The sequence below is a fragment of the Streptomyces sp. NPDC006265 genome (genome assembly GCF_040613555.1).
GTDB lineage: Bacteria > Actinomycetota > Actinomycetes > Streptomycetales > Streptomycetaceae > Streptomyces.
Window position 1 is genome coordinate 1 of the sequence record NZ_JBEXSH010000172.1, and the last position, 12780, is coordinate 12780.

13 protein-coding genes and 2 pseudogenes are annotated in these 12780 nt (G+C 71.0%); 8 read left to right on the top strand and 7 right to left on the bottom strand.

All coding sequences use genetic code 11. The features are described from left to right. Positions 1–114: 114 nt before the first annotated feature. Positions 115–621, bottom strand: a complete 507-nt coding sequence (locus tag ABZ281_RS16615; protein ID WP_356656100.1) for a GtrA family protein — start codon at positions 619–621, stop codon at positions 115–117. 163 nt (positions 622–784) lie between these two features. Between ABZ281_RS16615 and ABZ281_RS16620 the strand changes: the two genes are divergently transcribed. The 3 genes from ABZ281_RS16620 to ABZ281_RS16630 are packed head-to-tail and all read left to right on the top strand — an operon-like array spanning position 785 to position 3653. Beyond that, positions 785–1936: a 5-(carboxyamino)imidazole ribonucleotide synthase gene (locus tag ABZ281_RS16620; protein WP_356656102.1), complete on the top strand. Its 1152-nt coding sequence runs from the start codon at positions 785–787 to the stop codon at positions 1934–1936. Continuing rightward, positions 1933–2460 (top strand): 5-(carboxyamino)imidazole ribonucleotide mutase, encoded by a 528-nt coding sequence (gene purE / locus ABZ281_RS16625; RefSeq protein WP_175432944.1) that lies wholly within the window; start codon positions 1933–1935, stop codon positions 2458–2460. The genes ABZ281_RS16620 and purE overlap by 4 nt, the downstream gene beginning before the upstream one ends. 5 nt (positions 2461–2465) lie before the next feature. Continuing rightward, a complete protein-coding gene (locus ABZ281_RS16630) occupies positions 2466–3653 on the top strand; it encodes a dipeptidase (RefSeq protein ID WP_356656104.1) in 1188 nt (395 codons plus the stop codon). On the opposite strand, the pseudogene ABZ281_RS16635 reads toward ABZ281_RS16630, so the two are convergent. Continuing rightward, positions 3593–4248: pseudogene (locus ABZ281_RS16635) on the bottom strand (alkene reductase); the annotation flags it as partial. The gene ABZ281_RS16630 and the pseudogene ABZ281_RS16635 overlap by 61 nt on opposite strands. Here ABZ281_RS16635 and ABZ281_RS16640 point away from each other — a divergent pair. Continuing rightward, positions 4242–4352: pseudogene (locus tag ABZ281_RS16640) on the top strand (MerR family transcriptional regulator); the annotation flags it as partial. The pseudogenes ABZ281_RS16635 and ABZ281_RS16640 sit on opposite strands and share 7 nt — an antisense overlap. 112 nt (positions 4353–4464) lie before the next feature. Beyond that, positions 4465–5601, top strand: coding sequence for a dipeptidase (locus ABZ281_RS16645; protein ID WP_356656106.1), 1137 nt, complete (start codon positions 4465–4467; stop codon positions 5599–5601). Between the two features lie 60 nt (positions 5602–5661). Here the strand turns inward: ABZ281_RS16645 and ABZ281_RS16650 are convergent, their stop codons facing one another. Further along, a complete protein-coding gene (locus ABZ281_RS16650; RefSeq protein WP_356656108.1) occupies positions 5662–6054 on the bottom strand; it encodes a VOC family protein in 393 nt (130 codons plus the stop codon). 14 nt (positions 6055–6068) lie between these two features. Further along, positions 6069–6440, bottom strand: coding sequence for a VOC family protein (locus ABZ281_RS16655; protein ID WP_356656110.1), 372 nt, complete (start codon positions 6438–6440; stop codon positions 6069–6071). A 115-nt stretch (positions 6441–6555) separates the two neighbouring features. On the opposite strand from ABZ281_RS16655, the gene ABZ281_RS16660 reads away from it, so the two are divergent. Beyond that, the gene (locus ABZ281_RS16660; RefSeq protein WP_356656112.1) at positions 6556–7062 is read left to right on the top strand and encodes a CGNR zinc finger domain-containing protein; all 507 of its coding nucleotides are present in this window, start codon (positions 6556–6558) and stop codon (positions 7060–7062) included. Positions 7063–7227: 165 nt separating this feature from the next. Here the strand turns inward: ABZ281_RS16660 and ABZ281_RS16665 are convergent, their stop codons facing one another. Then, positions 7228–8571 (bottom strand): UDP-glucose/GDP-mannose dehydrogenase family protein, encoded by a 1344-nt coding sequence (locus tag ABZ281_RS16665; RefSeq protein WP_356656114.1) that lies wholly within the window; start codon positions 8569–8571, stop codon positions 7228–7230. Positions 8572–8759: 188 nt separating this feature from the next. On the opposite strand from ABZ281_RS16665, the gene ABZ281_RS16670 reads away from it, so the two are divergent. After that, positions 8760–9917, top strand: a complete 1158-nt coding sequence (locus ABZ281_RS16670; protein WP_185007834.1) for an acyl-CoA dehydrogenase — start codon at positions 8760–8762, stop codon at positions 9915–9917. A 53-nt stretch (positions 9918–9970) separates the two neighbouring features. Here the strand turns inward: ABZ281_RS16670 and ABZ281_RS16675 are convergent, their stop codons facing one another. After that, positions 9971–11194, bottom strand: coding sequence for a phospholipase D-like domain-containing protein (locus ABZ281_RS16675; protein WP_356656116.1), 1224 nt, complete (start codon positions 11192–11194; stop codon positions 9971–9973). Between the two features lie 244 nt (positions 11195–11438). Here ABZ281_RS16675 and ABZ281_RS16680 point away from each other — a divergent pair, with 244 nt between their 5' ends. Next, on the top strand, positions 11439–11804 hold the full coding sequence (locus ABZ281_RS16680) for a four-helix bundle copper-binding protein (RefSeq protein ID WP_356656118.1): 366 nt from the start codon (positions 11439–11441) through the stop codon (positions 11802–11804). 65 nt (positions 11805–11869) lie between these two features. Here ABZ281_RS16680 and ABZ281_RS16685 read toward each other — a convergent pair. Continuing rightward, positions 11870–12780, bottom strand: a 911-nt coding sequence (locus ABZ281_RS16685; RefSeq protein WP_356656120.1) for an LCP family protein, incomplete at its 5' end; no start/stop codon positions are given.

The window sequence follows — 12780 nt, forward strand, 5'->3', positions numbered from 1 at the left end:
GTACGTCCAGTACGAGGGCTTCCGGCCGGCACGCCGAGAGCACGCACCAAACGCCGCTCCTCAACGGGCAAACGTTGCCTGCCGCGGCACTAGGGACCGCCCCTGCCCGGAGGGCTACGGAACCTGCTGCTTCGTCTTCGGGGGGACGGCCTGCTCGTTCTGGAGGACCGGGGCCGGGGGGGCCGGCGTCCCGGGGGCGGGCAGCGCGCGGAAGACCCAGGAGCGGTAGGACCAGAACCGGAACAGGGTCGCGATGCCGATGCCCAGGAACTTGAAGACGTTGTTCTGGAGCGGGGTGTTCCAGCCGAAGCCGTACGTGGCCGCGTACAGGACGCCGTTCTCGATGACCAGGCCGATCGCGCTGAACAGCAGGAAGAGAGTCATCTCACGCGTGCGGCGGCTCTTGTCGCGGTCGCGATACGTGAAGTAGCGGAAGCCGACGTAGTTGAAGACGATCGCGACGACGGTCGCGATCACGCTCGCGCGCACCACCTGGAGGTCGGTGGTGTGCCGCACCAGGTTGAAGACGACGAGGTTGACCAGCACCCCGGCACCGCCCACCGCGCCGAACTTGGCGACTTCGCGGACGATCCGTCGGAGCCGAGATGCACCATGTCCCATGGTCGTGCAGGCCCCCGTCCGGTCGTCGGCGTCAACCCAGCCATGCTAACCACCCTCCCGCGCGATCTTCCTGCGGATGCCGGTGGAGCGCCGGAGATGGTCCGGGCGGCCCCGGGGAGGGACGGGAAACCGGCCACCCTGGCGCGGCCGATACCCTGAGGGAGTGACGTTCCCCGTAGTCGGCATGGTCGGCGGTGGCCAGCTCGCTCGTATGACACACGAGGCGGGCATCCCGCTGGGCATCAGGTTCAAGCTCCTCAGTGACACCCCGCAGGACTCCGCTGCGCAGGTCGTGAGCGATGTCGTCGTCGGCGACTATCGCGACCTCGACACGCTGCGCGAGTTCGCCCGGGGGTGCGATGTGATCACCTTCGATCACGAACACGTACCCACCGAGCTCCTCAGGGCCCTTGAGGCGGACGGCATCCCCGTGCGCCCCGGCCCGGACGCGCTCGTGCACGCCCAGGACAAGGGGGTGATGCGCGCGAAGCTCGACGCGATCGGCGTCCCCTGCCCCCGGCACCGGATCGTGAGCGACCCGCAGGACGTGGCCGCCTTCGCGGACGAGGGCGACGGCTTCCCGGTCGTCCTCAAGACCGTCCGCGGCGGCTACGACGGCAAGGGCGTATGGGTGGTCGACTCCGTCGAGGAGGCCGCCGACCCGTTCAAGGCCGGTGTCCCCGTGCTCGCCGAGGAGAAGGTCGACTTCCTGCGCGAGCTCGCCGCCAACGTCGTACGTTCCCCGCACGGCCAGGCCGTGGCCTACCCGGTCGTGGAGTCCCGCCAGGTCAACGGGGTCTGCGACACGGTCATCGCCCCGGCGCCCGACCTCGACGCGGGCCTCGCGGTCCGGGCCTCGGAGATGGCGCTGAACATCGCCAAGGAGCTCGACGTCGTCGGGCACCTCGCCGTCGAGCTGTTCCAGACCCGCAATGACGACGGGTCTTCTGAAATCCTCGTCAACGAGCTCGCGATGCGCCCGCACAACTCCGGCCACTGGTCGATGGACGGCGCCGTCACCAGCCAGTTCGCCAACCATGTGCGGGCCGTCCTGGACCTGCCCCTCGGCGACCCGCGCCCGCGCGCCGAGTGGACGGTCATGGTCAACGTCCTCGGCGGCGACTACCCGGACATGTACTCCGCGTACCTGCACTGCATGGCCCGTGATCCCCAGCTCAAGATCCACATGTACGGCAAGGACGTGAAGCCCGGCCGCAAGGTCGGTCACGTCAACACCTACGGCGACGACCTGGACGACGTGCTGGAGCGCGCCCGTCACGCTGCCGGCTACCTGAGAGGCACCATCACCGAATGAGTCCTGTTGTTGGCATCGTCATGGGGTCGGACTCCGACTGGCCCGTCATGGAGGCCGCCGCCAAGGCCCTCGACGAGTTCGAGATCGCCTACGAGGTCGACGTCGTCTCCGCGCACCGCATGCCGCGCGAGATGGTCGCCTACGGCGAGCAGGCCGACGGCCGCGGGCTCAAGGTGATCATCGCCGGGGCGGGCGGCGCCGCCCACCTGCCCGGCATGCTCGCCTCCGTGACCCCGCTGCCCGTCATCGGCGTGCCCGTGCCGCTGAAGTACCTCGACGGCATGGACAGCCTCCTGTCGATCGTGCAGATGCCGGCCGGTGTCCCCGTCGCCACGGTCTCCGTCGCCGGTGCCCGCAACGCCGGTCTGCTCGCGGCCCGCATCCTCGCCGCGCACGACGAGGAACTGCGCGGCCGGATGCGTGACTTCCAGCAGGAGCTGAACGACCAGGCCACCGAGAAGGGCAAGCGCCTGCGCTCCAAGGTCGAGGGCGCGGGCGGATTCGGCTTCGGCGCGGGGAAGTGACGACGATGACCTTCCAGGAGGCGGCCGGGGAACTCCTGCGCGAGTTCCCGGTCGTCGACGGCCACAACGACCTGCCCTGGGCGCTGCGCGAGCAGGTCCGCTACGACCTCGACGCCCGCGACATCGCCGCCGACCAGAGCGCCCATCTGCACACCGACATCCCCCGGCTGCGCGCCGGCGGGGTCGGTGCGCAGTACTGGTCGGTGTACGTGCGCACGGACTCACCCGACCCGGTCGCCGCCACGCTCGAACAGATCGACTGCGTACGGCAGTTGCTGACCCGCCACCCCGAGGACCTGCGCCCCGCGCTCACCGCCGCCGACATGGAGGCCGCGCGCGGGGAGGGGCGTATCGCCTCCCTCATGGGAGCGGAGGGCGGCCACTCCATCGCCAACTCCCTGGGCACCCTGCGCGGCCTGTACGGCCTCGGCGTGCGCTACCTCACGCTCACCCACAACGACAACGTCGACTGGGCGGACTCCGCGACGGACGAGCCGAGAGCCGGCGGCCTGACCGCCTTCGGCCGTGAGGTCGTCCGGGAGATGAACCGGCTCGGCATGCTCGTCGACCTCTCCCACGTGGCGGCGACGACCATGCGGGACGCGCTCGACGCGAGCTCGGCCCCGGTGATCTTCTCCCACTCCTCCGCCCGGGCCGTGTGCGACCACCCGCGCAACGTCCCGGACGACGTCCTGGAGCGGCTGCCCGCCAACGGCGGCATGGCGATGGTGACGTTCGTGCCGAAGTTCGTGCTCCAGGCGGCCGTGGACTGGACGGCCGCGGCCGACGAGAACATGCGTGCCCACGGCTTCCACCACCTCGACACCACCGCGGAGGCCATGAAGGTCCACCGCGCCTTCGAGGAGCGGCACCCCCGCCCGGTCGCGACGGTGCCGACGGTCGCCGACCACGTGGACCACATGCGCGAGGTGGCCGGCATCGACCACCTCGGCATCGGCGGCGACTACGACGGCACGGCCTTCACCCCCGACGGCCTCGCCGACGTCTCCGGCTACCCGAACCTCCTCGCGGAACTGCTCGACCGCGGCTGGTCCAAGGCCGATCTGGCCAAGCTGACCTGGAAGAACGCGGTTCGGGTGCTGGACGCGGCGGAGGATGTGGCCCGGGGGCTTCAGGCCACCCGGACGCCGTCCAACGCCACGATCGAGTCGCTGGACGCGTCCGCCGGCTGATCATCGAGGGCGGGGTAGTCGGTGTAGCCGGTCGCCCCGCCCACGTACATGAAGTACCGGTCGCGCATCTCGTTGAGCGGCGCCCCGAGCCGTAGCCGCGCCACCAGGTCCGGGTTGGCGAGGAAAGGCCGGCCGAGCGCGATCAGATCGGCCCCGGCGGCCAGCAGCGGCCCGGACGCCCGGTGCACCCCCCGTGGTGAACTCGGTCAGCACGGGATTGCCGATGAGCCCGCCCGGCCAGGCGGCGCGCACCGTCCGGAACACCTCCGTGTCCGGGTCGGAGCGCACCAGGTGCAGATACGCGAGCCCCAGCCCGCCCAGCCGCCCAGCTGCTCGGCGAGCGCCGGGTAGAGCTCCTCCGTCTCGCCCTCCGCGATGCCGTTGACCGTGTTGCCGGGGGAGACCCGCAGCGCCCGGCCCCGATCTCGACGGCGACGGCCTCGGTCACCTCGGCCGTGAACCGGATACGGACGGCGACGGAACCGTCGTAGCCGTCGGTGCGGAGGTTGGTGTTGCGGGCGAGGAACTGGTGCAGCAGATGGCCGTTGGCGGAGTGCACCTCGACGCCCTCGAACCCGGCGTCGATCGCTGGTCGCCGATCTCACCGCCGAGCGCGCCCGCATCGACCGGATGATCGCCGGCCTGGTCCGCTCCCGGGACACCCTGGACAAGGTGATCGACGCGGCCCGGCTGTCCTGACGGCACCCGTCCGCGAGGCCCGCACCGTACTCCGAACGCCCCGCCCACCAGGAACCGCTCCCTGCTCCGTGCGACGGTGACCGTACCTCACGAACGACCGTACGGAGCCGCCATGGCAGACCTCCAGGACGACCTGCGCGCCGCCGCCGCGGCCGCCGGCGAGTTCGATGAACTGGCCGAGCCGTACCCCGACGAGGGCGTCGTCACGGCGGAGTCCTATGAGCCCGTCTCCGACCCGGACGACGCGCCCATGACCCGGGCCCGCGCCATCCTCGCCGCGCACCCCGTCGCCGACGGCTACAACGGACTGCCCTGGGCGCTCAAGCGCCTGTCCTGGTACGACCTGGAGGACGGCGAGAGCACCGTCGACACGGACGTGCCCCGACTGCGCAGCGGCCATGTGGGCGCGCTGTTCTGGTCGTTGCACCTGCCCGAGGGCCTCGACGGCGACCGGGCCGTCGGCGCCACCCTGGAGCAGCTGGACCTGGCGAAGACCGTCGTCCGGACCTGCGAGGAGGGTTTGCGGCCCGCCTGTACGGCCGGGCAGGTCGCGGACGCCCGCAACTGCGGCCGCGTCGCCGTGCTCCTCGGCCCCGCCGGCGCCCCGGCCCTGGGCGACTCGCTCGGCATCCTGCGCCAGCTGCACCTGCTCGGTCTGCGCGTCCTCACGTTGACCGGGGTGTCCTGGGCGAGTGAGGCGGGCCTGACCCGGTTCGGCGAGGAGGTCGTCCGCGAGATGAACCGCCTCGGCGTGATCGCGGACCTCTCCGGCGCCTCCGCCCAGACCCTGCGCCGCGTCCTGAGCCTGTCCCGGGCACCCGTGCTGTGCAGCCGCTCCGCGGCCCGGAGTCTGCGTCCTCACCCGGCCAACCTCCCCGACGACCTGCTGGCGGAGCTGGGTGCGGGCAAGGGGCTGTGTCTGGTGCCGCTGACCGCCGAGCAGACCGGCCCGACCGTCCGCGATGTCGCCGACCACCTCGACCACATCCGCGCCGTGGCCGGAGCGCACTGCGTCGGGCTGTCCGGCACGTACGACTCCGGAGCCGCTCACCCACAGGAGCTCGGCGACACCTCCTGCTATCCGAGGCTGATCGCCGAGCTGCTGAGGCGCGGCTGGGAGGAGGCCGACGTGGCGCTGCTGACCTGGGGCAACGCCCAGCGCGTCCTGCGCGGCGCCGACTTCACGGCCCGCGCCGCCCAGCAGCGCCGCGAGCCGTCCACGGCGACGATCTCGGAGCTGGACGGGTAGCGGGCCCGCCGCCGCACGGGCTCGCTGCCGAACGGGTCCGTCAGGTCGATCGTGCTCGGTTCAGTCCTGCTCGATCCGGCACAGGCAGAACGGATGCCCCACCGGGTCGGCGTAGACGCGGAAGTCCTTCTTCTCTTCGTCCTCCTTGTCCAGCACCCGGGCGCCCAGCGCCAGCACCCGCTCCTCCGCCGCGTCGATCTCGTCCCAGGTCGAACCGGCGTCGAAGTCGAGGTGGAACTGCTGGGCGTTGCGGTCGGCCCGCGGCCACTCCGGCGGGGTGTAGCCGGGAGAGCGCTGGAAGGCGAGCCGGGGCCCGCCGGGGATGCGCAGCACCACCCAGTCGGGGTTGTCGTCCTCCGGCGTACCGCCGCCGACCTGCGCATAGAACCGGGCCAGCTCGCGGGGGTCGGGGCAGTCGACGACCACGGAACGGAAACGTGCCACGGCGGACATGGAGCCTCCGGTTGTCAGCAGGCGCAGAGGCAGAACGGGTGCCCGGCCGGGTCGGCGTAAACCCTGAAGGTCCGCTCCCGGTCCTCCGCGTCCAACGGCTTCGCCCCGAGCGCCAGGACGCCCTTCTCGGCCGCGTCCAGGTCGTCCACCACGAGGTCGAGGTGGAACTGCTGAGAGCCGTCGGGTGACGGCCAGCGCGGTGGTACGTACCCGGCGGAGGTCTGGAAGGCCAGTGGTGTGCCGCCCGGCACCTTCAGATCGACCCACTCGTCCTCCCCGTCGGTCTCCACCGTCGGCGTGCCGCCGAGCACCTCGGCGTAGAAACCGGCCAGTGAGCGCGGGTCGGGACAGTCCAGGACGACGACACCCAGCTTGGCGAGAGCCATGACTTCCTCCTCGAAGTCGCGTTACCCGCAGAGTCGGGCAACAGGTAACCGTTACTGCATGTTCCCCCATTGGCGGTAACCTCGCAAGAGGAATCGCGAGAGGTACGGTCCAGCCATGACGGAGAGATCGCCCGCGCCCGGCGGCCTGACCCTGGTCGAGGCCCTGGTGAACACGCTGGACATGGAGTCCGGCGCCGACGCGCTGGACACCCCCGAGGGCCGGGCGCGCCTCGGGATCACCGCGGAGGAGACGGACCGGGCCCGCACCCTGCGCGAATCCCTGCGCGCGACCCTGCTCGCCCACGCCGGCCACCCGCCGCACCGCGACGTCACCCCGCTCGGCGCGCTCCTGGCCGAGGCCCCGCTCCTCGTCACGGTCGACGCGTCGGACGGCTCGGCCGCCCTCGCCCCCGCCGACGACCACTCCCTGCACGCGCGCGTGGCCGCCGCCGTCGCGGAGGCCCTGGTCGCCGGCACCTGGACCCGCCTCAAGGCCTGCGAGGCCGCCGACTGCCACTGGGCCTACTACGACCGCAGCCCGGCAGGCCGCGGTCGCTGGTGCTCCATGCAACTCTGCGGAGCCCGCGCGAAGATGCGCCGCTACCGGGCCAAGGAGGTGTAGGGGGCTTCCGGCGGGTCTTCGCGGCGTCGTGGCCCCCGGAGCTCCCCCCCGGAAGGCCCTTGGGCGCCCCGTCGCACGGCCCGGTGGTGCAGAATGCACGAAGACGCCGGTTCGGCCGACTGAGCCTCGGCCGAACCGGCGTCACCTGTGAGGCGCGTCTCGCGCTCAGGCCCGGGGACGCCCCATCGCCCGGTACGTCCAGCCGGCCTTGCGCCAGAGCTCAGGGTCCAGGGCGTTGCGGCCGTCCAGGATGACCCGCGCAGCGGCGACCTCGCCGAGCGCCTCGGCGTCCAGCTCGCGGAACTCCCGCCACTCCGTCAGATGCAGCACGATGTCGGCCCCGCGCACCGCGTCCAGCGCCGAGTCGGCGTAGCCGAGCGTCGGGAACACACCGCGGGCGTTGTCCATGCCCTTCGGGTCGTAGACCGTGACCTGGCCGCCCTGGAGGTGGATCTGCCCGGCCACGTTGAGCGCGGGCGAGTCCCGCACATCGTCCGAGTCGGGCTTGAAGGTCGCCCCCAGCACCGCCACCCGCTTGCCCAGGAACGGCCCGCCGCCCAGCGCCTGCCGGGCCAGCTCCACCATCTGCCCGCGCTGGCGCATGTTGATCGAGTCGATCTCCCGCAGGAACGTCAGCGCCTGGTCCGCGCCCAGCTCACCCGCCCGTGCCATGAACGCCCGGATGTCCTTCGGCAGACACCCGCCGCCGAAGCCGATCCCGGCCCGCAGGAACTTCCTTCCGATCCGGTCGTCGTAGCCGATGGCCTCCGCCAGCTTGGCGACGTCACCGCCGGCGGCCTCGCACACCTCCGCCATCGCGTTGATGAACGAGATCTTCGTGGCGAGGAAGGAGTTCGCGGAGGTCTTCACCAGCTCCGAGGTCGGGAAGTCGGTCACCACGAACGGCGAGCCCTCGGCGATCGGCGTCGCGTACACCTCCCGCAACAGCTTCTCGGCCCGCTCACTGCGCACGCCCACCACGAGACGGTCGGGGTGCAGCGTGTCGTCGACGGCGAAGCCCTCGCGCAGGAACTCCGGGTTCCACGCCAGCTCGGCGTCCTGACCGGCGGGCGCGTGCGCGGCCAGGTAGCCCGCGAGGCGGTCCGCGGAGCCGACCGGCACGGTCGACTTGCCCACGACCAGCGCCGGACCGTGCAGATGCGGGGCGAGCGAGGCGATCGCGGCGTCGACGTAGCTCATGTCGCAGGCGTACTCGCCGTGCCGCTGCGGGGTGTTCACACAGACGAAGTGCACATCGCCGAACGCGCCGATCTCGGCCCAGTCCTGGGTGAAGCGCAGCCGGCCGCTGGAACCCTCGATGCCGGCGACGTGCTTGCGCAGCAGCTCCTCCAGCCCCGGCTCGTACATCGGGGCCTCGGCGCGCTCCAGCTTCTCGATCTTCTCGCGCACCACGTCGAGGGCGAGCACCTCGAAGCCCAGCTCGGCCATGGCCGCCGCGTGTGTCGCGCCGAGATAACCGGTGCCGATCACGGTGATCTTCAGGGCCATGGGTGCTCCAGGGGTCTACGGCATGCGGTGCGCGCCCGAGCATAGCCGGGGCATGGCAGCGCGCTTCACCGGGCAACTTTTCCGCTGTCGCCTAGCTCACGTATCACTCGCGTGGGCGACCCCATAAACTTTTGATTACTTAACGGTAGTTAGCGTCAGCATCGCAGCGTTTTGGAGCGTGAGAGACCTTGGCCGGATCGGCTGACTTCGACCTGTACCGCCCGTCCGAGGAGCACGACATGCTCCGTGACGCCGTCCGCTCGCTGGCCGAGGCGAAGATCGCGCCGCACGCCGCCGCGGTGGACGAGGAGGCCCGCTTCCCGCGCGAGGCCCTCCAGGCCCTGGTCGCGAACGACCTGCACGCCGTGCACGTACCCGAGGAGTACGGCGGCTCCGGCGCGGACGCGCTGGCCACCGTCATAGTGATCGAGGAGGTCGCGCGGGTCTGCGCCTCGTCCTCCCTCATCCCGGCCGTGAACAAGCTGGGCTCCCTGCCGGTGATCCTCTCCGGCTCCGAGGACCTGAAGAAGCGGTACATGACCCCGCTCGCCAAGGGCGAGGGCATGTTCTCCTACTGCCTCTCCGAGCCGGACGCCGGCTCCGACGCCGCCGGCATGAAGACCAAGGCCGTCCGCGACGGCGACCACTGGATCCTCAACGGCGTGAAGCGCTGGATCACCAACGCCGGCGAGTCCGAGTACTACACGGTGATGGCCGTCACCGACCCCACCAAGCGCTCCAAGGGCATCTCCGCCTTCGTGGTCGAGAAGTCCGACGAGGGCGTCTCCTTCGGCGCCCCCGAGAAGAAGCTCGGCATCAAGGGCTCCCCGACCCGCGAGGTCTACCTCGACAACGTCCGCATTCCCGCCGACCGCATGATCGGCGAGGAGGGCACCGGCTTCGCCACGGCGATGAAGACCCTCGACCACACCCGCATCACCATCGCCGCCCAGGCCCTCGGCATCGCCCAGGGCGCCCTCGACTACGCCAAGGGCTACGTCCAGGAGCGCAAGCAGTTCGGCAAGCCGATCGCCGACTTCCAGGGCATCCAGTTCATGCTCGCCGACATGGCCATGAAGATCTCGGCCGCCCGCGCCCTGACCTACCAGGCCGCCGCCGCCTCCCAGCGCGTCGACGCCGACCTCACCTACCTCGGCGCCGCCGCCAAGTGCTTCGCCTCGGACGTGGCGATGGAGGTCACCACCGACGCGGTCCAGCTCCTCGGCGGATACGGCTACACCCGCGACTACCCGGTGGAGCGCATGATGCGCGACGCCAAGATCACGCAGATCTACGAGGGCACGAATCAGGTCCAGCGCATCGTCATGGCACGCAACCTGCCGTAGCCCGTCTCCGCGGACCCACCTCGGCCCCGGCGCGAGCCGGGGGCCGAGGTGGGTCACAGGAAGCGGCGGATCGGGGTCACCGCGGCCTCGGCCAGGCGCGCGGGCAGGGGGCGTCGCTTCCAGCGGGACGGGTCGATCGGTTCGCTCTGCTTCCGGTCGGCCTCGAAGTCGGCGTCGAGCCGCGCGGTGAAGTCCTCGTCGAGGACGGCCAGGACGACCTCCTCGTCGTGCTCCATGGAGCGGCGGTTGAAGTTGGTGGAGCCGATGAGGGAGCAGACCCCGTCCACCGTGACGATCTTCGTGTGCAGCATGGTCGGCTGGTACTCCCGCACGTCCACACCGGCGTCGACCAGCGTCTGGTAGTGCTGCCGCCCGGCCAGCAGGCACGCCCGCTGGTCGGTGTGCGGGCCGGGCAGCAGGATCTCGACCCGGACCCCGCGGCGGGCCGCCGCGGCCAGCAGGTCGATGAAGTAGGCGTCGGGAGCGAAGTAGGCCGTCGCCAGCCGCAGGCGTTCCTGCGCCGAGGTGATCAGGACCCGCAGGACCGTCTGCATGTCCTGCCAGCCGAAGGAGGCCGAGCCCCGCACGACCTGGACCGTGGACCGGCCCGGCTGCTCCTGGGCGGTGAAGCGGTCGTGGTCGTCGTACAGATCGTCGTGGCACTCGGCCCAGTTCTGGGCGAAGGCCGCGGCGATACCGTCCACGGCGGGGCCGCGGACCTGGACGTGGGTGTCGCGCCACTCGTCCGGGTTGCGCGCGTCGCCGCACCACTCCTCCGCGATGCCCACGCCACCGGTGAAGGCGGTGTGCTCGTCGGTGACCAGCACCTTGCGGTGGCAGCGGTGGTTCTGCCGCATCGGTGACAGGCGCGTGGGTCTGCGGAACCAGGCCACGTGGACGCCGGCCTCGTCCATGGCGTCCAGCAGGTCCCGCTCTATCTCCTTCGCCCCGAAGCCGTCCAGCAGCAGTCGCACCCGGACACCCGCGCGGGCCCGCTCGGCCAGGGCCGCGGCGAACTCGTGGGCGACCTCGCCGCGCCAGTACACGAACGTCATCATGTCGACGGTGTGCTCCGCGGCCCGGATGGCCGCCAGCATCGCCGGGAAGATCTCGTCGCCGTTGCGCAGCGGCACGAGCTCGTTGCCCTCGGTCGCCGCGATGCCGAGCAGCCGCTCCAGCCGTCTGCGCAGCCGCTGCTTCTGCTCCTGCGGACCTCTCGCGTCCGGACCTCTCGTCTCCGAAGTCCGCCGCGTCTCGTCGTACGTCTGCTGTGTCATGTCCGGGTCTCCCCCCTGCACGTGTTTCTCGTCGCCCCGCCCTCGCGCCGCCGGGCCCCCGGCGCGCCTGCACCTCGTTTTGCCGCTGCGGGCGGTTTCACGCGGCACCCGGTGCGTCGTGCCTCACCACCGGAAGAGCACCGCACACGGTCGGGTCCGCCCTGTGGTGCTCATGGGGCCGGAGGCGTAGGACGAGAGGTGCGGGCGCCGATCCGCGGCTCCCGCCACCCCCCTGGAGGACGTCATGACCCAGCAGCCCGCCACCACCACCCCGCTGAGCAAGGAGATGCAGGACTGCGTCCAGGCGTGCATGACCTGCCACAGCGTGTGCGAGGAGACCATGAGCTCCTGCCTGCAGATGGGCGGCCCGGCCCAGATGCAGATCATGCGCGCGGTCATGGACTGCGCCGAGATGACGCGCATGTGCGCCGACATGATGATGCGCCGCTCGCCCCTGATGGCCGAGATGTGCGCGATGTGCGCCCGGGCCTGTGACATGTGCGCCGAGGCGTGTATGTCCATGCCGGAGGACACGCAGATGATGCGCTGCGCCGAGGCGTGTCGCGGCTGTGCCGAGATGTGCCGCTCGATGTCGGCCGCCTCGATGTGAGGACCGCCGCCGCAGAGCAAGGGGGGCACCGGCCCGGCTGCCCCCCTTTTTTGCTGCCCGCCCGCTCAGTTGCCCGAGACGGTGACCTGCTCGTCGTTCTTCAGCTGGTTCACCAGCGTCTTCACCTTCGCGGTGTCCCACTGGAGGTTGCCGTTGGCGGTGTTGCCCGCGATCGGCATGTTCATCGACTTGCCCTCGCCGCCGCTGACGCCCTTCATCGCCCAGAACATGGACGCCAGGTCGAACAGGCCCATGTCCTTGTCGACCACGAGGGTGTCCAGGCCGGCGCTCATGGTCGGGTACAGCTTGAAGGGGTTGAGGACCGTGCCCGGGGTGGCGACCTGGTTGGCCAGGGCCGAGAGGAACTTCTGCTGGTTCTTCGTGCGGTCCAGGTCGGAGCCTGCGAGCGCGTAGCGGGTGCGGACGAAGGCGAGGGCCTGCTCGCCGTTCAGCGTCTGCTTGCCCTTCTTGAGGTCCGCGCCGGACTTGGTGTCCTTGATGTCCTGCGGGATGTCCATCTCGACGCCGCCGACCGCGTCCACGATGTTCGCGAAGCCGGCGAAGCCGATCTCCACGTAGTGGTCGATGTGCAGGCCCGTGTTGGCTTCCACCGTGCGCACCAGCAGCTCCGGGCCGTCCTCGGCGTAGGCCGCGTTCAGCTTCGTCTGGCGGCCCGCGGCCGGGTAGAGCTTGCCGGAGTCGGAGCCCTTGTACGACGGGATCGTGACGTTCGAGTCGCGCGGCAGCGAGATCAGCGTCGGGGCGCCGCCGCCGGTGTGCAGGATCATCATCGAGTCCGTGCGCTTGCCCTCGGCGGACCCGGTGTGCAGCTTCTTCTTCTCCTCGGCCGACATGCCCTTGCGGCTGTCGGAGCCGACGATCAGGTAGTTCGTGCCCTCGCCCGTCTCCGGACGGTCGATGACCTTCGACAGGTCCTGCACGGCACGGTCGACCAGCGCCCGGCAGTTCTCCTCCT